18 protein-coding genes and 1 pseudogene are annotated in these 22,454 nt (G+C 71.5%); 14 read left to right on the top strand and 5 right to left on the bottom strand.

Features of this window, described 5'->3' with window-relative positions; translation table 11 throughout:
- Positions 1 to 4: 4 nt before the first annotated feature.
- The 7 genes from VGD70_RS02285 (at position 5) to VGD70_RS02255 (ending at position 7,899) form a co-directional block, all read left to right on the top strand.
- Entirely contained in the window at positions 5 to 967 is a 963-nt protein-coding gene (locus VGD70_RS02285) for a sugar ABC transporter permease (protein ID WP_331077579.1), read from the top strand.
- Between the two features lie 12 nt (positions 968 to 979).
- A complete protein-coding gene (locus VGD70_RS02280) occupies positions 980 to 1,861 on the top strand; it encodes a carbohydrate ABC transporter permease (protein WP_331077577.1) in 882 nt (293 codons plus the stop codon).
- Positions 1,858 to 4,380, top strand: a complete 2,523-nt coding sequence (locus tag VGD70_RS02275; protein WP_331077575.1) for a glycosyl hydrolase family 95 catalytic domain-containing protein — start codon at positions 1,858 to 1,860, stop codon at positions 4,378 to 4,380. Before VGD70_RS02280 ends, VGD70_RS02275 begins: the two co-directional genes overlap by 4 nt.
- Positions 4,374 to 5,363, top strand: coding sequence for an acetylxylan esterase (locus tag VGD70_RS02270; protein WP_331077573.1), 990 nt, complete (start codon positions 4,374 to 4,376; stop codon positions 5,361 to 5,363). Before VGD70_RS02275 ends, VGD70_RS02270 begins: the two co-directional genes overlap by 7 nt.
- Positions 5,360 to 6,703: a sugar ABC transporter substrate-binding protein gene (locus tag VGD70_RS02265; protein ID WP_331077571.1), complete on the top strand. Its 1,344-nt coding sequence runs from the start codon at positions 5,360 to 5,362 to the stop codon at positions 6,701 to 6,703. Before VGD70_RS02270 ends, VGD70_RS02265 begins: the two co-directional genes overlap by 4 nt.
- 73 nt (positions 6,704 to 6,776) lie before the next feature.
- The gene (locus VGD70_RS02260; RefSeq protein WP_331077569.1) at positions 6,777 to 7,457 is read left to right on the top strand and encodes a GntR family transcriptional regulator; all 681 of its coding nucleotides are present in this window, start codon (positions 6,777 to 6,779) and stop codon (positions 7,455 to 7,457) included.
- A 34-nt stretch (positions 7,458 to 7,491) separates the two neighbouring features.
- Positions 7,492 to 7,899 carry a DUF6098 family protein gene (locus VGD70_RS02255; protein WP_331077604.1) on the top strand — a complete coding sequence of 136 codons (408 nt, stop codon included), beginning with the start codon at positions 7,492 to 7,494 and terminating at the stop codon, positions 7,897 to 7,899.
- A 46-nt stretch (positions 7,900 to 7,945) separates the two neighbouring features.
- On the opposite strand, the gene VGD70_RS36895 is transcribed toward VGD70_RS02255, so the two are convergent.
- The 4 genes and pseudogenes from VGD70_RS36895 to VGD70_RS02240 form a co-directional block, all read right to left on the bottom strand.
- Positions 7,946 to 8,365, bottom strand: coding sequence for a hypothetical protein (locus VGD70_RS36895; protein ID WP_414637874.1), 420 nt, complete (start codon positions 8,363 to 8,365; stop codon positions 7,946 to 7,948).
- 96 nt (positions 8,366 to 8,461) lie between these two features.
- Positions 8,462 to 8,512 (bottom strand): annotated as a pseudogene (locus VGD70_RS36890) (hypothetical protein); the annotation flags it as partial.
- Positions 8,513 to 8,606: 94 nt separating this feature from the next.
- Entirely contained in the window at positions 8,607 to 9,032 is a 426-nt protein-coding gene (locus VGD70_RS02245; protein WP_331077565.1) for an FAD binding domain-containing protein, read from the bottom strand.
- The gene (locus VGD70_RS02240) at positions 9,029 to 9,514 is read right to left on the bottom strand and encodes a 2Fe-2S iron-sulfur cluster-binding protein (protein WP_331077563.1); all 486 of its coding nucleotides are present in this window, start codon (positions 9,512 to 9,514) and stop codon (positions 9,029 to 9,031) included. The genes VGD70_RS02245 and VGD70_RS02240 overlap by 4 nt, the downstream gene beginning before the upstream one ends.
- A gap of 184 nt (positions 9,515 to 9,698) precedes the next feature.
- Between VGD70_RS02240 and VGD70_RS02235 the strand changes: the two genes are divergently transcribed.
- The 4 genes from VGD70_RS02235 (at position 9,699) to VGD70_RS02220 (ending at position 16,347) form a co-directional block, all read left to right on the top strand.
- Positions 9,699 to 10,184 carry a hypothetical protein gene (locus VGD70_RS02235; RefSeq protein WP_331077561.1) on the top strand — a complete coding sequence of 162 codons (486 nt, stop codon included), beginning with the start codon at positions 9,699 to 9,701 and terminating at the stop codon, positions 10,182 to 10,184.
- Between the two features lie 274 nt (positions 10,185 to 10,458).
- The gene (locus VGD70_RS02230; RefSeq protein WP_331077559.1) at positions 10,459 to 11,079 is read left to right on the top strand and encodes a hypothetical protein; all 621 of its coding nucleotides are present in this window, start codon (positions 10,459 to 10,461) and stop codon (positions 11,077 to 11,079) included.
- A gap of 251 nt (positions 11,080 to 11,330) precedes the next feature.
- A complete protein-coding gene (locus tag VGD70_RS02225; protein WP_331077558.1) occupies positions 11,331 to 14,240 on the top strand; it encodes an XRE family transcriptional regulator in 2,910 nt (969 codons plus the stop codon).
- A 373-nt stretch (positions 14,241 to 14,613) separates the two neighbouring features.
- Positions 14,614 to 16,347: a pyruvate dehydrogenase gene (locus VGD70_RS02220; RefSeq protein ID WP_331077556.1), complete on the top strand. Its 1,734-nt coding sequence runs from the start codon at positions 14,614 to 14,616 to the stop codon at positions 16,345 to 16,347.
- 12 nt (positions 16,348 to 16,359) lie between these two features.
- Here VGD70_RS02220 and VGD70_RS02215 read toward each other — a convergent pair whose 3' ends face one another.
- Complete coding sequence (locus VGD70_RS02215) at positions 16,360 to 16,866, bottom strand: DinB family protein (protein WP_331077555.1); 507 nt, start codon at positions 16,864 to 16,866, stop codon at positions 16,360 to 16,362.
- Between the two features lie 132 nt (positions 16,867 to 16,998).
- Here VGD70_RS02215 and VGD70_RS02210 point away from each other — a divergent pair, with 132 nt between their 5' ends.
- From VGD70_RS02210 to VGD70_RS02200, 3 genes are all read left to right on the top strand, one after another.
- Positions 16,999 to 17,850, top strand: coding sequence for a MerR family transcriptional regulator (locus VGD70_RS02210; RefSeq protein ID WP_331077553.1), 852 nt, complete (start codon positions 16,999 to 17,001; stop codon positions 17,848 to 17,850).
- 236 nt (positions 17,851 to 18,086) lie between these two features.
- Positions 18,087 to 21,680, top strand: coding sequence for a methionine synthase (gene metH, locus VGD70_RS02205; protein WP_331077551.1), 3,594 nt, complete (start codon positions 18,087 to 18,089; stop codon positions 21,678 to 21,680).
- A gap of 78 nt (positions 21,681 to 21,758) precedes the next feature.
- Positions 21,759 to 22,454, top strand: a 696-nt coding sequence (locus VGD70_RS02200; RefSeq protein WP_331077549.1) for a sigma-70 family RNA polymerase sigma factor, incomplete at its 3' end; no start/stop codon positions are given.

Here is a 22,454-nt window from a genome sequence, read left to right as displayed (position 1 = left end):
GGCCGTGGCGGTCACGTCGCAACACAACAGGGCAGCGGTGCGCACCGCCGCGGCCTCGCCGTCCGCGAGGCCGAGAAGGCGCAAGCCCGCCGCGCCGGCCGCGCGCCGGGGTGACGCGCGGGTGGCGTGGCTGCTGGTCGCGCCGGCGCTCGTCGGGTTCGGCGCGTTCTACGGGCTGCCGCTCGTGCGCGGGATCTACCTCAGCTTCACCGAGTTCCACGTGCTCACCCCGCCGAAGTGGGTCGGGCTGGCGAACTTCCGCCAGCTGCTCGGCGACGACGTGTTCTGGCACTCGCTGGGCATCACCGTCTACTTCGTACTCATCTCGGTGCTGGCCGGCACGCTGATCTCCCTCGCCATCGCCGCGATCCTGCACCGGATGACCCGCTCGACGGTGGTCCGCGGCGTGATCCTGCTGCCGTTCCTCATCTCCAACGTCGTCGCCGCCCTGGTGTGGCAGTGGATGCTGGACCCGCAGCTGGGCATCCTCAACGTGCTGCTCAAGAGCCTCACCGGGGACACCGTCCAGTTCTTCGGCGCCGGCTGGGCGATCCCGACGCTCGCGGTGATCAGCATCTGGAAGTGGATGGGCTACTTCGCCGTGCTGATCTTCGCCGGCCTGCAGACGATCCCGCCGGCCATCTACGAGGCCGGCCGGGTGGACGGCGCGAGCGAGCCGCAGATGTTCTTCCGGCTGACGCTGCCGTTGCTGCGGCCGATCCTGGTGATGGTGGTCGTCCTGTCGGTGATCAACTCCTTCCAGGTGTTCGACGTCGTCCAGGTGACCACCCAGGGCGGCCCGGCGAACGCGTCGAACGTGCTGCAGATGTACATCTACCGCAAGGCGTTCGGCGAGTTCGACTTCGGCTACGCGGCCACGATGTCGCTCGCGTTGCTCGTGCTGCTGATCGGCGTCACGTTCACCCAGCTGCGCCTCGCCCGCGCCAACGAGTCCGACCTGAGCTGAGGGAGGTCCGCCATGTCCGCACGGCTGTCCCTGGGCCGCATCCTCGCCTTCGTGTTCCTCGCGGTGATCCTGGTGATCACGCTGTTCCCGTTCTACTGGATCGTGCGTACCGCGCTGTCGAACAACTTCGCGCTGTCGACCGACCCGTCGTCGGTGCTGCCGGTCGACTTCACGTGGGGTGCGTTCAAGCGGGTGCTCGGGCTCGCCTCGCTGCGGGAGGCGCAGGCCGAGGGTGGCTCGGGGGCGTCCCTGGACGTGTTGCTGTACCTGCGGAACTCGCTGATCTACGCGGTGGGGCAGACGGTGTGCGTGGTGCTGTGCTCGTCGGCCGCGGCGTACGCGTTCGCGCGGCTGCGGTGGCGTGGGCGCAACGCCGTGTTCGGGTTGCTGCTGTGCGCGTTGATGGTGCCGTCGGTGTTCACGATGTTGCCGAACTTCGTGCTCGTCAAGGACCTCGGGCTCACCAACAGCTTCGCGGGGCTGATCGCGCCCAACGCGTTGTTCTTCGCGTTCGCGTTGTTCTTCCTGCGCCAGTTCATGCTGGGGCTGTCGGACGAGATCGAGGAGGCCGCGCTCATCGACGGCGCCGGTCACTTCCGGATCTTCTTCCGCATCATCGTGCCGATGTCGTCCGGTCCACTCACGACGGTGTCGCTGCTGATGTTCATCGTGGCGTGGAACGACTACTTCTGGCCGCTGCTGGTGACGAACAAGGAGGACGTGCAGCCGCTGACGCTCGCGCTCGGCGTGTTCAAGCAGTCCTCGCCGAACGCGGCGCCGGACTGGGCCGGGCTGATGGCCGCCACGCTGATCGCGGCGCTGCCGATGTTGGTGCTGTTCGTGGTGTTCGGCAAGCGGATCGTGAACTCCATCGGCTTCACGGGGATCAAATGAGCCGCGATCTCGTGGTGTCGTGGCCGTCGCCGGCCGCCACGTGGGAGGAGGCGGCGCCGGTCGGCAACGGCCGGCTGGGCGCGATGGTGTTCGGCGGCGTCCGGGCCCGCGTCCAGGTGAACGACTCGACCGTGTGGTCGGGCACGCCGGCCGGCCCCGCTGCCGCCTTGGCCGCGGTGGTGGCTGGGGGCGCCGGGCCCGCACGGTTGGCTGCGGTGCGGTCGGCGCTGCGTTCGGGGGACTTCCGCGGCGCGGAGTCGTTGCTGATGGCGTTCGAGGGGCCGTACAGCCAGGAGTACCTGCCGTTCGCCGATCTGTGGCTGACCTTGCCGGGCGCCGCCCGGTTCCGCGGCCGTTCGCTGAACCTGGACACCGGGGTGGTGACCGAGCTTGTGGTCGTGTCGGGCGTCGAGGTGACGCGGCGGACGTGGGCGAGCAAGCCGGCCGGGGTGCTGTGTGTGGCCGTGTCGGCCGATGGACCTGTCGACCTGTCGCTGTCGCTGACGTCGCCGCTGCGGGTGGTGCGGCGGTCGGGCCTGGCGCTGGGTGTTGCGGTGCCGGTGGACGGGGCGCCGCGGCACGAGCCTGGGGTGCCCGCGCACCGGTACGCCTCCGGCCCGGTCGACGGGTACGACCCGTTCGCCGCGGTGGCGCCGGCGGTGGAGACGGACGGAGTGGTGGAGGACGGCGTGGTGCGGGGTTTCCGGCGGCTGCTGGTGACCCTGGCGAGCTCGACCAGTGCGGCGGCGCATTGGCCTCCGGCCCCCGGTTCCACGCTACGGCACGGCACCGACGGTTCCGGGGCGTCGCGGGAGGACCCGCTGGGTGCGCCCGGTGAGCGTCCTGTGTGGTCGGCCCACGAGCGGCCGGAACTGTCGGTCCCCCCGCGTAGGCTGGATTCGGGGGCCGGAGGCCAAGCCCCGCGCAGCGGGCGGTCGCGCGAGGAGCAGCTCGCGCATGCGGTCTCGGTCGCGGAGCGGGCCGCGGCACGGGGAGCGGACGAGCTGCTGGCCGAGCACGAGGCCGACTTCCGCGGACTCCTCGGTCGCACCGCCGTGCGGGTCGGGGCTCGGCGCGGGGGCACGGTGGCCGTCGCCGAGGTGCTGGGTGGAGGCGACGAGCGGCTGGTCGCCACGGTCATGTGCCAGCTCGGGCGGTATCTCCTCGCCTCCGCGTCGCGGCCTGGTGGCGGGCCGCCGGCCAACCTGCAGGGCATCTGGAACGCGGAGCCGCGCCCAGCCTGGTCGTCGAACTACACGGTCAACATCAACACGCAGATGAACTACTGGCCGGCCGAGCCCGCCGGCCTGCCCGAGTGCCACCTGCCGCTCGTCGACCTGCTCGACCGGCTCGCGGTCACCGGCGCGGACGTGGCGCGCGAGCTCTACGGCGCCCGCGGCTGGGTCACCCATCACAACACCGACCCCTGGGGCTGGGCGCTCCCGGTCGGCATGGGGCACGGCAACCCGTCCTGGGCGATCTGGCAGCTCGGCGGCGTCTGGCTCGTCCAGCACGTCTGGGACCACTACGAGTTCACCGGCGACCTCGGCTTCCTCCGCGACCGCGGCTGGCCACTGCTGCGCGGCTGCGCGGAGTTCTGCCTCGACTGGCTCGTCGAGAGCGCGGACGGCCACCTCGACACGATCCCCGCCACCTCACCGGAGAACCTCTTCGTCTCCGCCGCCGGCACGCGGGAGTCGCTGACGTACTCACCCACCATGGACAGCGCGCTCATCCGGGCGTTGTTCGAGCGCTGCCGCCGCACGATCGAGCTGCTGGGCGTCGACGACGAGATCGACGCACGGATCGCCGCCGCGCTGCCCCGGCTGCGGCCGCCGCTCGTCACCGCGGGGGGCTGGCTCGGCGAGTGGGCCGAGGACCTCCCCGAGGCCGACCCCACCCACCGGCACATGTCCCAGATGGTCACCGTGCACCCGCTCGGCCAGATCGATCCCGAGTGGACACCCGACCTCGCGGAGGCCGCCGGACGGCTGCTCGACCGGCGCGGCGCCGGCGCGATGGGCTGGTCGTGGGCCTGGAAGATCGCGCTCCGCGCCCGGCTCGGCGACGGCGAGACCGCGCACGCGCTGCTCCGCGAGGCCACCCGGCCGTTCACCGGCGACACCCACGTCGACGCGCCGGTCGACGGCTCGCGGTGGGGCGGCCTGCTGCCCAACCTGCTCTCCACCCACCCGCCGTTCCAGATCGACGGCAACCACGGGTTCACCGCCGCGATCCTGGAGATGCTGGTGCAGAGCCACGGCGGCGGGATCCGGCTGCTGCCCGCGCTGCCGAACGCGTGGCCCGAGGGCGGCGTCACCGGCGTCCGCTGCCGCGGCGGGCTCGCCGTCGACCTCGACTGGGCCGGCGGCACGCTCACCTCCGCGGTGCTGCGCCGGCTCGGCGGGGACCCGGCCACCGTGGTCGGCGTCCGGTACGGGACGCGGCGCACCGAGGTGAAGCTCGCCGTGGGCCAGGAGATCCGGCTCGACGCGACACTGGGGGAGGCGCCGTGCTGACCGACCTGGACCTCGACGCCCTGTGGGACTACCGCAGCGACTACACCGAGCCGGCCGGCTTCGACGACTTCTGGGCGTCCACATTGGACGAGACGCGCGCGCACCCACTGTCGGTCGACCTCGAGCCCGTGTCCACCGAGCTGGTGACCGTCGACGTGCTCGACCTGACCTTCGCCGGCTTCGGCGGCCACCCCATCCACGCGTGGCTGCGGGTGCCGCGGCACCTACCGGGCCCGCTGCCCGCGGTGCTGCAGTTCCACGGCTACGGCAGCGGTCGCGGCGCGCCGGTCGAGGACCTGCTGTGGGCATCGGCCGGCTACGCGCACGTGCTGATGGACGTCCGCGGCCAGGGCGGCCGGCACGCCGGCGGCGGCGCCACGCCCGACCCCGTCGGCACCCCGCCGTCCCACCCCGGCTTCCTGACCCGCGGCATCGAGGACCCGCGGGAGTTCTTCTACCGCAGGGTGTTCGCCGACGCGGTCCGCGCGGTGGACGCCCTGCGCACGCTCGACCTGGTCGACCCGAGCCGGGTCGGCGTCGTCGGCGCCAGCCAGGGCGGCGGCATCGCGCTCGCCGTTGCCGGGCTCGTCGACGACCTCGCGGCGGTCCACGTCCAGGCGCCGCTGCTGTGCGACATCCGGCGGGCCGTCGAGCTCACCGGCACCGAGCCGTACGCGGAGCTCACCGGCTACCTGGCCGCCCGCCGGACCGCGGTGCGGCGGGCGTTCACCACGCTGTCCTATGTGGACGGAGTGGCGTTCGCCCGGCGGGCCACCGCGCCGGCGTGGTTCGCCACCGGGCTGATGGACGACGTCTGCCCGCCGTCCACCGCGTTCGCCGCCTACCACGACTACGCGGGGCCCAAGCACATGCAGGTCTGGGAGTTCAACGGCCACGAGGCCGGCGGGCCCGAGGACCTGGCGATCGCGCTGGCGGAGTTCGGCGCGCTGCTCAAACCGTACCGAAACGAGGGACAACAATGAGGTTGCAACGACTCACCGCGACGGCCGTGGTCGCCGTGGCGGCCGCGGGCCTGGTGGCCTGCTCGAGCAACACGGCGGACGCCAACACGATCAACTGGTGGACCTGGGACGACAAGCAGGCCGCCGGGTACCAGGCGTGCGCGGACAAGTTCCACAAGGACAACCCGGACCTGACGGTGAAGATCTCGCAGTACGCCGTCGAGGACTACTTCACCAAGCTCACCGCCGGGTTCGTGGCCGGGGACGCGCCGGACGCGTTCCAGAACAGCGTCCAGTTCTTCCAGGCCTATACCTCCCAGCACCAGCTGCTCGCCCTCGACGACCTGATCAAGTCCGGCAACTTCGACCTGTCCCGCTTCTCCGTCGGCGTCGACGCGTGGAAGTACACCGACGGCAAGCAGTACGCGCTGCCGCTGGACTGGGCGGCCACCGGCATCTTCTACGACACCGACGCGATCACCAAGGCCGGCTACACACCAGCCGACGTCGCGACGCTGAGCTGGAACCCGGACAACGGCGGCACGTTCGGCAAGATGGTCGCGCACCTGACCGTCGACGAGCACGGCAAGCGCGGCGACCAGCCCGGCTTCGACAAGTCCAAGGTGGCCGTCTACGGCTTCGGTCAGCTGGCGGCCAAGGACTTCATCGGGCAGACCACATGGAGCTCGTTCGTGTCCACAATGGGCTGGCGGCAGGGCGACAAGCCGTCCTGGCCGGCCAAGTTCAACTACGCCGACCCGAGGTTCGTCAAGACGATGGACTGGGTCCGGTCGCTCACCGACCGCGGCTTCGCGCCGAAGATCGGCGAGTTCACCACCAGCGAGGTCGACCAGCTCGCGTCCGGCAAGGTGGCCATGCTGACCGGCGGCTCGTGGACCGCGTCGACGTTCGCGAAGATCCCGAACATGAAGGTCGGCATCGCGCCGACCGTCCTCGGGCCGGACGGCAGGACCCGGTCGGTGCTGTCGAACTCCAACGGCAACAACATCTGGGCCGGCACCCCGCACCCGGACCTGGCGTGGAAGTGGGTGTCGTACATGGGGTCGCAGGAGTGCCAGACGATGGCGTCGAAGACCGGGACGTTCTTCCCGTCGATCGCCGCGTCGATGGACGCCTCGGCGGCCGCGATGGCCAAGGACGGCATCGACCTGTCGGTGTTCACCGACGCGCTGTCGAAGGGGGTGCTGTACCCGTCGGTGGTGTACGGCAACGGCGCCGAGCTGCAGAGCACCATCGAGCCGCTGTTCGAGCAGTTCTTCGCGCACTCCCGGGACGCCGACGTGTTCGCGGAGATGGAGCGGAAGAGCAGGACCATCCTCGCCAAGTCCGGACAATCATAGATCCTGCATGATCAATCTGTATGCTGGCGGACCTGGGGCTCGAGGTCGTTCAGGTCGAGGGAGGGGGCGGCGCGTGACCGAGACAGCGCGTCCGCGCATGGCCGTGCGGCCGAGCCGGCAGGTGCTGGCCGACGGGGTCTACGAGCAGCTCCGTGCGTTGATCATGAACCACGGGATCGAGCCGGGCGAGCGGGCCAACATCGACGAGATCGCCCGGGAGCTGGACGTGTCCGGCACCCCGGTGCGCGAGGCGCTCGCCCGGCTCGAGTCCGAGGGGCTGGTGTCCCGGCTGCCGCTGCGGGGCTACCGGGTCACCGAGCTGCTCACCCGCAAGGAGGTCGAGGACATCTACGGCCTGCGGCTGCTGCTCGAGCCGCCGAGCGCGGCCCGGGCCGCGGCCGCCATGAGCCCGCCGTTCGCGTCGGCCCTCGAGGAGGAGCTGGCCACCTGCCCGTCGGCGCCGACGGGCGCCAGCTACGACGCGTACAAGGCGCTCACCGCGCACGACGCGCGGCTGCACGAGCTGATCCTGCGGATCGCCGGGAACGTCTCGGTCGAGCAGGCCTTCGTCCGGACCCACTGCCACCTGCACTTCTTCCGGCTGTCGTACAACCAGCCGTTCGGCGAGCAGACCATCGCCGAGCACCGCGCCCTGGTCGAGGCTCTGGTCGTGGGCAAGGCGGCGGCGGCGCGCGACGCGATGACCCACCACCTGGAGACCGCCCGCGACAGAATCCTGTCCCGCTTCGTTTGAGCCGGGGGCGGCCGGGTACGGCCCGGCGATGGACATGGGTGTGCTGACCAGCCTCAACGAGCTGGTCGACGTGACGTCGGCGTCGGACACGGACGTGTACCTGCGGTACTCGCCGGGCCCGGAGTCCGATGCGGAGCATCCGAGCAGGGACCACGAGAGCGGCCTGATCATGCCGGGCGTGTCGGTGAACCCGCTGCGGCAGCCTGGGTGGTGGACGCTGCCGCGGGAGGACTGGGTCGCGCGCCGGGTGTGCCAGTACCTGCGCGAGCTGGTCGAGGGCTCCCGGCCGTGGGTGCTGACGGGCCGCGAGGTCGACTTCGGCCCGGACAACGAGCCACTGGTCGACGAGATCTCTCCGATCGCCTGGCTGTCGAACGACCTGCTCGACGAGGCGAACCACCGCTACCGCACCCGCCTCGACGCCGGCCGCGCGACCCACTGACCCGGCGCCCGCGTGCCCGCCCGGGTGGACCGACAAGAGCGAGGGGTCAGCGGGCGAGCACGCCGCGGATGATCGTCTCCGCCATCCGGGTGAGCGTCGGCACGAACGGGACGCTCTCGTGGCCCAGCTCGGGCTCCTCGGCGTACAGCTCGAGCAGCGTCTCGGTGGGGTGGTGGAGCTGCCAGAGCCCGGCCGCGATCATGCCCACCGACGCCACGAGGTCGAACGCGCCGTCCTGGCCCAGGGCCGGCAGCACCTCGAGCAGGGCCTTGCCGATCTCCCCGGCCGAGCCGAGCGCCGCGTGCTTGAACGTGCGGAGCGTCTCCAGCGACACGTTGCGCTCGAGGTTCAGCGGCGCGTGGGTGAACAGGTCGCACAGCAGCGGCCGCTCGGCCAGCGTCCGCGCGAACGCCGACGCCACCCCGGACACCGAGCCCGGCGGCACCGACGCCAGCTCCGCCCGCATGGCGTGCACCCACTCGTGCCAGTCGTCGGCGGCGAGCCGCAGGTAGACCTCCTCGCGGGACTCGAAGTACCGCAGCAGCGCGGACTTGTGCATCCCGACCGCCGACGCGATGTCGGCCAGGCTCACCGAGCGCACCCCGTCGCGCACGGCGAGCTCCCGCGCCGCGGTGAGGATGGCCTCGTAGCGCTGCCGCTTGTGCTCAGGACGCCGAGCCCGCTGGAACGTCACTCCTCCACGGTAGTTAGAGGAGCTTGTCGAGGGTGATCGGCAGGTCGTAGATCCGCCGGCCGGTCGCGTGGAACACCGCGTTCGCCACCGCGCCGCCCACGCCGGTGATGCCCACCTCGCCCGCGCCGAGCACGCCCAGCGGCATCGTCGGGTCGGGGTCGTCCAGGCAGGACACGTCGATCGGCGGCACGTCCGCGTGCACCGGCACGTGGTACTCGGCCAGGTTCGCGTTCATCCGGAGGGTGCCGTCCGGCTGCTCGTCGATACCGGTGAGCGGCAGCCGGGTGAGGTCGACCAGGGTGTCCGGCGCCTCGATGCGCTCGCGCATCAGGTCGACGAGGTTGGTGCCGCCGCCGAGGAACTTGGCGTTGGGCTGCTCGTCGATCGCCCGCAGCGCGGTCGCGACATCTGTGGGCCGGACGTAGCCGAAGTCCTTCATCCCGCCACCTCGCCGATCGCGTCCACGATCCCGTTGTAGGCGCCGCAGCGGCAGAGGTTGCCGCTCATCCGCTCGCGGATCTCGGCCTCGGTGAGCTCCGGGGCCGTCTCCACGTGCTCGGTGACCGCGCTCGCCGTGCCCTCCTTGTGCTCGGCGAGCATGCCGATCGCCGAGCAGATCTGCCCGGACGTGCAGTAGCCGCACTGGAACCCGTCGTGCGTGACGAACGCGCGCTGCACCGGGTGCGCGACGCCCTCGATGGTCGTGACCTCCCGCCCGTCGTACTGCACCGCGAGCGCGAGGCAGGACACGATCCGCCGGCCGTCGACCAGGACCGTGCATGCGCCGCAGGCGCCCTGGTCGCAGCCCTTCTTGGTACCGGTCAGCGCCAGGCGCTCGCGCAGACAGTCGAGCAGGCTGACCCGCGGCTCGACCTCGATCGCCGTTTCGGCTCCGTTGACCCACATCCGAACGTCCACCATGCCGGCGACGTTAACAGAACGGTGTTGAGCTAACAAGAGCCCAGTGGTCCGTTAATGAACCCTCAGGAATGCCGGACCAGGTGCGCACGGGCGCGGCGGACATCCGCGGAAATCGGGGGGTTGGCGCAGCGATGGGTTGGGTACGCCTGGTGACAGGAGTGCCGAACTTGGAGGTGCAGGAAGCATGCTGATCCTCGGCTTGCTACTGGTGGTGGTGAGTGGTGCCGCGGCGGCTGTGCTGATCGCGTACAACACCGGCGGCACGGTGGAGACCGTGACCGCGTTCGGGCGGAACATCGCCGACGTCACGATGATGCAGGCGTTCCTCGCCGGCATCGTGGTGGCCGTGGTGTTCTTGCTCGGCCTGTGGATGGTCATGGTCGCCGGCCGGCGGGGCCGGGAGCACCGCGCGCGGTATCGCGAGGCGCGGCGCGAGGCCAAGGTCGCCGCGCAGGAGCGTGATGAGCTGGCCGACCGGCTCCGCAAGGACGAGGAGCTACGGGCCGAGCAGGAGAGCTCCGTGCAACCGGTGGCGCCGGCGGCGCAGCGCACGGAGAGCGGCCAGCCGGTCGATCCGGCGGCCATGCCCGCGCGGCACGCCGCGCAGCCGGGCGACCGCGACCAGCCGGTGATCACGAACATCCACGAGGGCCACTCGCCGACACGGTAGGCGAACGGCCGGCGGCCGGTCACGACCCGCACTCACCCCCGGTGCAAAAGGTCGTGACCGGCCGTTTTGCTGCGTATGACTACTGAGAGGAAAAGGAAAGCTAACTGACCACACGATCGGGGTAGTCCGTTTTATGCCAACGTAACGCTCTAGTGGGTATCCCGGTGAAAGTCGCCTCCGGAGGGTGGATAACCTATCACCCCATCGTGGCTGTTGATCGTTCACAAACGATCACAGGTTCTTGGTCAACTTTGCTTTTCAGTCGGAGGCATACATGGCACACACCTCGACCGCGCGCCGCCGCTTCGGCGTCGCTATCTCCACGCTCGGCGTCGGCGTCGCCGCCGCTGCGGCGCTCGTCGGTCTGGCCGGTACGGCCAGCGCCCACACGCCTGACATCAAGGCGGAGTGCACCGAGGGCGGGACGGTGCTGTCGGTCGATTTGAAGGCTTACAACGACAAGGGCACGAACACCGTCACCATCAAGGACAACGACAAGGTCCTCCTCGCGGAGACCGCGTTCGCCTCTACCTTCCAGCAGACCTTCGACAAGCTCGACGCGACGGTCACCCACGACTTCGTCGTCGACGTGAAGGCATGGGACGACCCGAACGGCACCCAGGGCTTCACGAAGACCTTGACCGCCAAGGCCGAGGCCTGCGTCGTGGCCCCGCCGGAGGAGACCACCACCACGACCCCGCCGCCGGTGGAGTCCTCGACCGAGGCCCCGCCGGCCCCGTCCTCGGCCGCGCCGACCACCACGACCACTCCGGTCGAGAAGGCCGCGCTGGCTGAGACCGGCGCCAGCATCGCGCTGCCGCTGGGCATCGGCGCCGTCCTGCTGGTCGGCGGTGGCGTCCTGCTGTTCATCGTGCGCCGTCGCGGCCGCGCCTGACGCATGTAGCGATATCCGGAGGGGCGGGCCCGCAACGGGTCCGCCCCTTCGTCATGTCCGGACACCTCCGGACCCGCCCGGACGGTCATTCCGTGTTCGACACGAAGTTGCTGTCGGTCACGTAAGGATTGGCCATGAGTGGTGCTCCTTCCTCCACGCTGGGAGGTCTAAGGCACCGCCGTTGTTCAGTGTCCGGCGCTGGACGCTGAACAACGGGATGTGAACAATGCGCCCCGGAGGAGGTGGGCGGGTTGCCTCGTGGGGAGCGGCCGCTGGGGCCGGGCGACGACGTCCTGGTCCGGTTCGCCGGCGACCTGCGCCGGCTGCGCGAGCGCGCCGGCAGCCCCACCTACCGCGAGCTCGCCGCCCGCGCGCACTACTCCGCGGCGGCGCTGTCCGAGGCCGCCGGCGGGCGCAAGCTGCCGAGCCTCGCGGTCACCGTCGCCTACGTCGCCGCGTGCGGTGGGGACACCGCGGAATGGGAGACCCGCTGGCGGGAGGCCGCCGCGGACCTCGCCGACGAGCCCGTCGAGCAGGCCGGCGGGGAGCCGCCCTACGTCGGGCTGGCCGCGTTCCAGCCCGCCGACGCCGACCTGTTCTTCGGTCGCGAGCGGCTCGTGGCCGAGCTGGAGTCGCGGGCGCGCGAGTCCCGGTTCCTCGGCGTGTTCGGGCCGTCCGGGTACGGCAAGTCGTCGGTGATCCGCGCGGGCCTGGTCGCCCGGCTCGGCTCGGCGCCGGTGGTGGTGCTGACCCCCGGCGCGCACCCGCTCGAGGAGTGCGCGGTGCGGATCGGCGCGTGCATCGGGGAGTCGGCGGCCGTGCTGCGCGCGGAGTTCGCGGCCGACCCGGCGAACCTGCACCTGCGAGTCAGCCAGGCCATGGTGGACCGCGGCGACCTCGTGCTCGTGGTCGACCAGTTCGAGGAGATCTTCACGCTGTGCCGGGACGAGGGCGAGCGGGTCTGGCTGATCCGCGCGCTGGTCACCGCGGCCACCGCGGACCACAGCCGGACCCGGGTGGTGCTCGGCGTGCGCGCGGACTTCTACGGGCACTGCGCGCGCCATCCCGACCTCGTCACCGCGTTGCGGGACAACCAGGTTCTCGTCGGGCCGCTGGACGAGGACGAGCTGCGCGACGTGGTGGTGAAGCCGGCCGAGCTCACCGGCCTGCGGGTGGAGACCGCGCTCGTCGCCCGCATCATCGCGAACACCGCGGGCGCGCCGGGCGCGCTGCCGCTGCTGTCGCACGTGCTGCTCGAGACCTGGCGCCGGCGTCGCGGCACGACGCTGACCCTCGCCGGCTACGAGGCGGCGGGCGGGCTGCGGCATGCGCTGTCCCGCACCGCCGAGGACACGGTCGCCGCGCTCGAGCCGCGCCAGCAAGGTGTGGCCAAGCAGGTGTTCCTCCGCCTGTGCGCGCTGGGCGACGGCACCGACGACGCCAAGCGCCGGGTGCGTCGCGAGGAGCTCGCGGACCTGCCGGGTGCGGCGGACGTGCTGGACCGGCTCGCCCGGGCCCGGCTGGTCACGCTGGACCGGGACAATGTCGAGCTGGCGCACGAGGCGCTGATCCGGCACTGGCCGCGGCTGCGTGAGTGGCTCACCGAGGACCGCGAAGGGCTGCGTACCCACCGCCAGCTGACCGAGGCCGCGCAGGCGTGGGAGTCGCTGCACCGCGACGCCGGCGCGTTGTACCGGGGCGCCCGGCTCGCCCGCGCGCAGGACTGGTCGGCGGGTGGCGGGTTCACGCTGTCGCCGCTGGAGCGGGAGTTCCTGTACGCCAGCAGGTCCGCGCAGGAGGCCGAGCACGCGGCCGAGCAGCTGCGGACGCGCCGCTACCGGCGGCTCGTCGCGTTGCTGATGGCGTTGCTGGTGATCGCGACGGCCACCACGATCTACGCGGTGCGCGCCCAGCGGGTGGCGGGCGAGCAGCGCAACGCCTCGATCGCGCAGAGCGTGATCACCCAGGCGACCGTGCTCAGCCGCACCGACCCGGCGCTGGCCGCCCAGCTCGCGCTGTCGGCGTTCCGGCTTGCGCCGACCCCGGACAACCGGGACAGCCTGATGCGCATCGTGGCCGCGACCAGCGAGCGCCAGGCGGACTTCGTCGCGTTCACGCCGGGCGGGCGGGTCTGGGGTCTGCGCGTCGGCGACACGGCGCTGACGATCAAGGACGTCACCGAGAACGAGAGCGAGCTGGACGGGCCGGCACCGGCCGGGCAGCCGCTGACGGCCGTGGCCACGACGACCGAGGGCGACACGGTCAGCCGCGCGTCGGTGGACGCGATGGGCTTCTCACCCGACGCCCGGACGGTCGCGGTGATCACCGACCTGCGGCGGATCCAGGCGTGGGACGTCGACGCGTTGCCGAGCACGGAGCCGCTCGCGTCGTTCGACGCGCCACCGGGTGCGTGCGTGCCGTCGTGCTCGGGGCTCGCGGTCCACCCGAACGGGCGCATCCTCGCGGCCTCGAGCAACCGGCAGGTGACGCTGTGGCAGGTCGGCCCGCCGGACGGGGCGCGGGAGCTGGGGAGCATCGGCAAGAGCGGCGGCGGGTTCCGGGCGGTCGCGTTCAGCCCGGACGGGAACCTGCTGGCCACCGCGCACGACGACGGCCACATCGTGCTGTGGGACGTGCGGTCCCCGCAGACGCCCGTGCGGCTCGGCGTGGTGGCGACCGGGATGGCGACCTACGCGGTGTACGGCTCGTGGATCGCGTTCAGCCCGGACAGCAGGCTGATCGTCACGCCCGGCCGGGAGAACCGGACCGAGGTGTTCGACATCGCCGACCCGCGCCGGCCGCGGGCGGTCGGCACGCTGGGCGGCCACGACCGGCCGGTGTCGGCGGTGGCGCTGAGCCCGGACGGCCACCGCCTGGCGACGGCGAGCGCGGACCACACGACGGGCCTGTGGGACCTGACCGAGCCCCGCGCGCCGCGGCGGATCGGCACGCTCAGCGCCGACCTCGGGATCCCGCACCGCGTGTGGTTCGCCCCGGACGGCCACACGGTCGCCACCGGTGGGCAGGGAACGCTCCTGCTGTGGGAGACGGACATCAACCGGCTGACCACGTCGGTCTGCATGAGCTACCGGCCGATCCCGCCCGACCGCTGGGACCGGTACTTCCCCGGCATCGACTACCGCGACCCCTGCCCGCGCTGAGTCGTTACCGGCCGCGAGGAACCGGCCCGGCCCGGTGGCTGTCGATGGCGCATGCGCAGACACCTCGCGGCCGTACTCGCGGCGACCCTCCTGATCGCGGGCTGCGCGCACGCCAAGCCGGGCACGCCCGTCGCGGACCACAGGTCGACGACCACCGTGCCGACCACAGTGCCCACCACCGTGTCCCTGTGTTGCCCGACGACTTCGCCGCCACCATCGAGTACGGCAACGGCTCGCTTCCCCCGCCCTACCACTACGAGTGGACGCTGCGGGTCGACGTGGGTGGTGAATGCGTGCCTGCCGGGGTAAGCCGTAGTGACCGGCCGGTTCGGCGGCGCACGCCGGACCGAGGACACGGGCGAAGGAGCGGGGCATGGCAACGGTCGCCGAGCAGCTGGTACGGACGCTGCGCAACGCAGGGGTGGAGCGGATCTACGGGATCGTCGGCGACAGCCTGAACCCGATCGTCGACGCGGTCCGCCGCACCGACGGGATGGACTGGGTGCACGTGCGCCACGAGGAGACCGCGGGGTTCGCGGCCGCCGCGGAGGCGCAGGTCACCGGCACGCTGGCGGTGTGCGCCGGCAGCTGCGGGCCGGGGAACCTGCACCTCATCAACGGGCTGTTCGACGCGCACCGCAGCGGTGCGCCCGTGCTGGCGATCGCCTCGCACATCCCGTCCGTGCAGATCGGCACCGGCTTCTTCCAGGAGACCCACCCGGACCGGTTGTTCGACGAGTGCAGCCATTTCAGCGAGCTGGTGACGCAGCCGGACAGCGCGCTGCGGCTGCTGCGGATCGCGATGCAGACCGCGGTCGGCCGCCACGGCGTGTCGGTGCTGACCATCCCCGGCGACGTGGCCGACCGCCGGGCCGCGGGCCCGGAGGCGGACCGGGTGCGGCTGGTGTCGCCGTCGCCCGCGGTGCCGACCCCCGAGCAGATCATCGAGCTCGCCGACCTGCTGAACTCGGGCGAGAAGGTGATGCTGTTCGCCGGCGCGGGCTGCGCCGGTGCGCACGACGAGGTCATGGAGCTCGCCGACGCGCTGGCCGCGCCGGTCGGGCATTCGTTGGGTGGCAAGGAGTGGATCCAGTACGACAACCCGTTCGACGTGGGGATGAGCGGGCTGCTCGGCTACGGCGCGTGCTACGAGGCGATGCACGACGCGGACCGGGTCGTGCTGCTGGGCACGGACTTCCCGTACGACAACTTCCTCCCGCAGGCGCGGACCGTCCAGATCGACGCGAACCCGGCGAACCTGGGCCGCCGCACGGTGCTGGACCTGGCTGTGCACGGCGACGTGCGGGCGACCGTCGAGGCGGTGCTGCCGCTGCTGACCCCGCGCACCGACCGGTCGTTCCTGGGCCGCACCCTGCGCAAGCACGTCCGCAAGCTGGAGAAGGTCGTCGACGCGTACACCACCCGCATCGAGCACCGCCGCCCGATCCACCCGGAGTTCGCCGCGTCGACCCTGGACGAGGTCGCCGCCGACGACGCGGTGTTCACCGTGGACACCGGGATGTGCAACGTCTGGGCGGCCCGCTACCTCACGCCGAACGGCCGGCGCCGGGTGCTGGGCTCGTTCCGGCACGGCAGCATGGCCAACGCGCTGCCGCACGCGATCGGCGCGCAGCTGGCCCACCCCGGCCGCCAGGTGATCTCGATGTCCGGCGACGGCGGCCTGTCGATGCTGATGGGCGACCTGCTGACGCTGTCGGCCTACGACCTCCCTGTGAAGGTCGTCGTGTTCAACAACTCCACGCTCGGGATGGTGAAGCTGGAGATGCTGGTGGACGGCCTGCCCGACTACGGGACCGACAGCCCACCGACGGACTTCGCCGCGATCGCCGCCGCGTGCGGCATCCGCTCGACCCGGGTGGAGGACCCGCGCGAGGTCCGCGCCGGCCTGGAGCGGGCGTTCGCCGCACCCGGCCCGGGGCTGGTCGAGCTGGTGACCGACCCGAACGCGCTGTCGATCCCGCCCCGCATCACCGGCGAGATGGTCCGCGGCTTCGCCCTCGGTGCGAGCAGGACCGTGCTCAACGGCGGCGTGGGCAAGATGGTCGAGCTGGCCAGGACCAACCTGCGCAACGCGCCGCGCCCATAGCTACGCGGGACGCTAGGCGCCGGTCACGCCGTCGATGCCCTCGCGCAGGAAGTCGGCGTGGCCGTTGTGGCGGGCGTACTCGTGGATCAGGTGCAGCATCACCAGGCGCAGCGACACGTCCTCGTCCCAGCGGGCGTGGTACGCGGTCACGTCGAGCGACTCGGCCTCCCGCTCGACGCGGCGGCTGTGCTCGACCTCGGCCTGCCACGCGGCGAACGCCTCCGAGCGGGTCGAGCCGGCCGGGTCGTACGCGGCCTGGAAGTCGCCCTCGGGGGACCACACCAACCCGATGTCCTCGCCGTCGATCACCCTGCGGAACCAGGTGCGCTCGACCTCGGCCATGTGCCGCACGAGCCCGAGCAGCGACAGCGTCGACGGGGGCATCGACCGGCGCCGCAGGTCCTCGTCGGACAGGTCGTCGCACTTCATCGCCAGGGTCGCGCGGTGGTAGTCGAGGAACGCGCGCAGCGTCTCGCGCTCGTCGCCGGTCAGCGGCGGGCCGATGCGTTCGGTGGGCACGGAGGTTCCTCTCGTCGGCGGCACAACCGGGAGAACCCGGCTCGCCGGCATGATCGTTGGACCCGGCGGACCGCGCGAGGCTACCGGCCGCGCGCGGCGTGGGCAGGCGAATATGGCCCGGGTGGTGTGAGGATGGCGGACGTGGAGGACGGGCCGGTCGGCCGGTCGGCGTGGACGGCGGGGCAGGTGGCTCGGCACCTGCGGATCGCCGAGTCCACGCTGCGGTCCTGGCACCGGCGCTACGGCGTCGGCCCGCAGGCCTCCCGGCCGGGCAGCTACCGCCGCTACACCGCCGCGGACGTCGCCCGCCTGCAGCACATGCACGAGCTGATCCGCGCGGGCATGCTGCCCTCCGAGGCGGCGCAGACGGTGAGCGTGCCGGCCCCGGTGGAGCGCCCGCTGGAGGAGCTGGTCGCCGCCGCCCGGGAGCTCGACAACGCCCGCTGCCTCGACGTCCTCGGCCAGGCGCTCGCCGCGTGGGGGGTGGTCGACGTGTGGGAGCGGCTCTGCCAGCCCGCGCTCAAGGTCATCGACGCCGACCAGCGGACCGACCCGGACTGCGTGGACCGCGAGCACGTCCTGTCCTGGGCCGTCACCGCCACGCTGCACCGGGTCGACCGGCCGCACACCGTGCCGGGCAGCCCGCTCGTGCTGCTGGCCTGCGCCGAGGCCGAGCGGCACGCGCTGGCCCTGGAGGCGCTCGCCGCCGCGCTGGCCGAGCGGCGCACGGCGGTGCGCATGCTCGGCGCCGCGGTGCCGACGAAGACGCTGGTCCACGCGGTCGCGGCCACCCAGCCGACCGCCGTGGTGCTCTGGGCGCAGAGCCCGGCCACCGCCCGGGCCGACGCGATCCGCGCGCTCGGCGCGTTCCCGGTGATCCGGGTCGCCGCGGGCCCCGGCTGGCCGCGCCGGCGGCTGTCGGGCACCGAGCGGGTGGTGAGCCTGCCGGCCGCGGTGGCCCTGCTCAGCGATCCCGCTGGGTGAGACGATCAGCCGGACGGCCCCGTACCTGGTCACAGGGTGTGTCATGCTCGTGCAACCAGCCGTCGACCGGGCCTCTTGGCGCTCTGTATCCGGAGCCGGTAACTTTGTGTACGGGTCGAGAGGCGCTGCAACGGGCTCACGTCCGCCACGCTCGGCCCGGACCGTGTACCGAAGGGCGCCTCCCATTCACTGGGAGGTACACGGTGGGCAAATCGGTGTCAGTCGCGGGCGATGCCTTGCGAGACCTTCTCGGCCGGCGCATCGCCGTGCTGGACGGCGCCTGGGGCACCATGCTGCAGGGCGCCGGTCTCACCCCCGACGACTTCCGTGGCGACCTCATCGTGGGCGACCACCCCAAGGACGTCACCGGCGACCCCGACCTGCTCAACCTCACCCGCCCGGACGTCATCCTCGACGTGCACCGCCAGTACCTGGCCGCGGGCGCGGACATCACCACCACCAACACGTTCACCGCCAGCAGCATCGGCCAGGCCGACTACGGGCTGGAGTCGCTGGTGCGCGACATGAACGTGCGCGGCGCCCAGCTCGCCCGCCAGGCCGCAGACGAGGCGGGCGACAAGTTCGTCGCCGGCTCGATCGGCCCGCTCAACGTCACCCTGTCGCTGTCCCCGCGGGTCGAGGACCCGGCCTACCGCGCGGTGTCCTTCGACCAGGTCTACGACGCCTACGCCGAGCAGATCTCCGCGCTCGCCGAGGGCGGCGTGGACCTGCTGCTGGTCGAGACCATCTTCGACACGCTCAACGCCAAGGCCGCCATCGCCGCCGCCCGCGAGGTCGCGCCGGACCTGCCGCTGTGGATCTCGGTCACCATCGTCGACCTGTCCGGCCGGACCCTGTCCGGGCAGACCGTCGAGGCGTTCTGGAGCTCCATCGAGCACGCCGACCCGATGGTCGTCGGCGTCAACTGCGCGCTGGGCGCCGTCGAGATGCGCCCGCACATCGCCGAGCTCTCCCGCCTCGCCGGCACGTTCACCGCCGCGCACCCCAACGCCGGCCTGCCCAACGCGTTCGGCGGCTACGACGAGACACCCGACGAGACCGGCGGGCTGCTGGGCGAGTTCGCCGAGTCGGGCATGGTCAACATCGTCGGCGGCTGCTGCGGCACCACGCCCGCGCACATCGCCAAGATCGCCGATGCGGTCAGGGGAGTCCCGCCGCGCGAGGTGCCCGGGGCCGAGTCGCACACCCGGTTCTCCGGCCTCGAGCCGTTCGAGATCGGCGCGGACACCGGCTTCGTCATGATCGGCGAACGCACCAACGTCACCGGCTCCAAGCGGTTCCGCAGGCTCATCGAGTCCGGCGACCACCAGGCCGCCGTCCACGTGGCGCTGGAGCAGGTTCGCGGCGGCGCCAACTTCCTCGACGTCAACATGGACGCCGACCTGCTCGACAGCGAGCAGGCGATGACCACGTTCCTCAACCTCATCGCCACCGAGCCCGAGGTCGCCCGCATCCCGATCATGGTCGACAGTTCCAAGTGGACTGTCCTGGAGGCCGGGCTCAAGTGCGTGCAGGGCAAGGGCGTCGTCAACTCGATCAGCCTCAAGGAGGGCGAGGAGCCCTTCCTGGCCCAGGCCCGCAAGGTGCGCGACTACGGCGCCGGCGTGGTCGTGATGGCGTTCGACGAGAAGGGCCAGGCCGACACCACCGAGCGCAAGGTCTCGATCTGCGGCCGCGCGTACGACCTGCTGACGCAGAAGGCCGGGTTCGCGGGCGAAGACATCATCTTCGACCCGAACGTCCTCGCCGTCGCCACCGGCATCAGCGAGCACAACGGGTACGCCAAGGCGTTCCTGGACGCGCTGCCCCGGATCAAGGAGCGCTGCCCGGGCGCCCGGACCAGCGGCGGCATCTCCAACCTGTCGTTCTCGTTCCGCGGCAACGACGTGGTCCGCGAGGCGATGCACTCCGCGTTCCTGTACCACGCGAGCCAGGTCGGCCTGGACATGGGAATCGTGAACGCGGGCCAGCTCGCGGTCTACCAGGACATCCCGGCGGATCTGCTGGAACTGGTCGAGGACGTGCTGTTCGACCGGCGGGAGGACGCCACCGACCGGCTGGTCTCCTTCGCCGAGACCGTCAGCGGGTCCGCGACCAAGCGTGAGGTCGACCTGTCCTGGCGCGAGGGCCCGGTCGAGGAGCGGCTGTCGTACGCGCTGGTGCACGGCATCGTGGACTTCATCGAGGCGGACACCGAGGAGGCCCGGCTGCTCAAGGCGCGGCCGCTCGAGGTGATCGAGGGTCCGTTGATGGACGGCATGAAGGTGGTCGGCGACCTGTTCGGCGCGGGCAAGATGTTCCTGCCGCAGGTGGTCAAGAGCGCCCGGGTGATGAAGCGTTCGGTCGCCTACCTGGAGCCGTTCATGGAGGCCGAGAAGGAGCTGGCCCGGCAGGAAGGCCGGGCGGAAGCCGTTCGCGGCCAGGGCAAGGTCGTGCTCGCGACGGTCAAGGGCGATGTGCACGACATCGGCAAGAACATCGTCGGCGTGGTGCTCGGCTGCAACAACTACGAGGTGATCGACCTCGGCGTGATGGTGCCCGCGGCAAGGATTCTCGACACCGCGATCGCCGAGGGTGCGGACGTGGTCGGCCTGTCCGGCCTGATCACGCCGTCACTCGACGAGATGGTCGCGGTGGCTGCCGAGATGCAGCGACGCGGGCTCAAACTTCCTTTGCTGGTTGGCGGTGCGACCACGTCCAAGCAGCACACGGCGGTCCGGATCGCGCCCGCCTACGAGAACACGACGGTGCACGTGCTCGACGCGTCCCGCGTGGTCGGCGTGGTGTCCGACCTGCTGGACTCCGACCGCGCCGGAGAGCTTGCCGTCAGCAACCGTGCCGCTCAGGAAGTGCTCCGCGAGCAGCACGCCAACAAGCAGCGCAAGCCGGTCCTGCCGATCGAACAGGCACGGGCGAACCGCGAGCAGGTCTCGTACGACGGGCTGCCGGTGCCGGCCTTCACCGGGCTGCGGGTCGAGGAGCCCGACCTGGAGACGCTGCGGGCGATGATCGACTGGCAGTTCCTCTTCCTGGCCTGGGAGCTGAAGGGCAAATACCCGGCGATCCTGGACCAGCCGGTCGCGCGCGAGCTCTTCGACGACGCGAACAAGCTGCTCGACCAGATCATCGCGGACCGCTCGTTCACCGCGAAGGGTGCCTACGCGTTCTGGAAGGCGCACAGCGAGGGCGACGACATCCTGCTCGACGACCAGGGCATCTCCTTCCCGATGCTGCGGCAGCAGACCGAGAAGCCGGCCGGCCGGGAGAACCGCTGCCTGGCCGACTACATCGCGCCGTCGGGGGACTACCTGGGTGGCTTCGGGGTGGCGATCCACGGCGCCGAGGAGCTGGCCGCGTCGTACGAGGCACAGAACGACGACTACCGGGCGATCATGGTGAAGGCGCTGGCCGATCGGCTGGCCGAGGCGTTCGCCGAGTGGATCCACCTGGAGGCACGCAAGGCCTGGTTCGAGCCGGACGTCGAGCCGGTGCTGGCGGAACTGCATGCGGAGCGGTTCCGGGGGATCCGGCCCGCGCTGGGGTATCCGGCGAGCCCGGACCACAGCGAGAAGAAGCAGCTCTTCGACCTGCTCGAGGCGGACAAGCTCGGGCTGGCGCTGACCGAGTCGTATGCGATGACTCCGGCCGCGTCCGTGAGCGGATTGATCTTCGCCAGCCCGGCCGCGAAGTACTTCAGCGTCGGCCGGGTCGGCAAGGACCAGATCGAGGACTACGCGAAGCGCCGCGGCATGGACCTGGCAGAGATCGAGCGCTGGCTCCGCCCCAACCTCGCCTACGACCCCGACTAACACCCGATGTCACACCTGCGGGGCGTTGTCGCTCTGAGGGTCTGGAACTGTTGAACCATGGCAGGAAGGACCGCCGGAATGAGCGACACCCCGCAGACGAGGGCCTTCCTCGAGCATCGGGAGCTGCTGTTCTCGATCGTCTACAACATGCTCAGCAGCGTCGCCGACACCGAGGACGTGCTGCAGGAGACCTGGCTGAGCTGGTCGACGCGCGAGGGCATCGAGAATCCCCGGGCCTACCTGGTCCGGATCGCGGTCAACGCGGCGCTGGCCCGGCGTACGAGTATCAATCGACGCCGCGAGGAGTACTACGGGCCGTGGTTGCCCGAGCCCGTCCTGTCGGGCGCCGATCCGGTGGAACGGGCCGAGACGGTGTCGATGGCGATGCTGGTCGTGCTGGAGACGCTCAGCCCGTTGGAGCGCGCGGTGTTCGTGCTGCACGAGGTGTTCGGTTACGCGCACGCCGAGATCGCCGAGATCTTGGACCGGTCGCCGGCGGCGGTCCGGCAGTTGGCTCACCGTGCTCGCGAACACGTGCAGGCGAGACGGCCGCGCTTCCAGGCCGATCCGCAGGTCCGGCTGGAGGTCACCGAGAAGTTCATCGCGGCGATCGTCGGCGGTGACCTCAACGCGCTGATGGAGGTGCTGGCGCCCGACGTGACCCTGTGGGCGGACGGCGGCGGCAAGGCTCGTGCCGCTGGGCTGCACCCGGTCCAGGGCAGGGACAAGATCGCCCGGCTCATCGTGGGCGACGCGGATCGCCGGCCGATTCCT

This window comes from Actinophytocola sp., assembly GCF_036402745.1.
In the GTDB taxonomy this organism is placed as follows: Bacteria; Actinomycetota; Actinomycetes; order Mycobacteriales; family Pseudonocardiaceae; genus Actinophytocola.
Note: the sequence above shows the minus strand (reverse complement) of the source record. Positions and strands in the feature narration are given on the sequence as shown.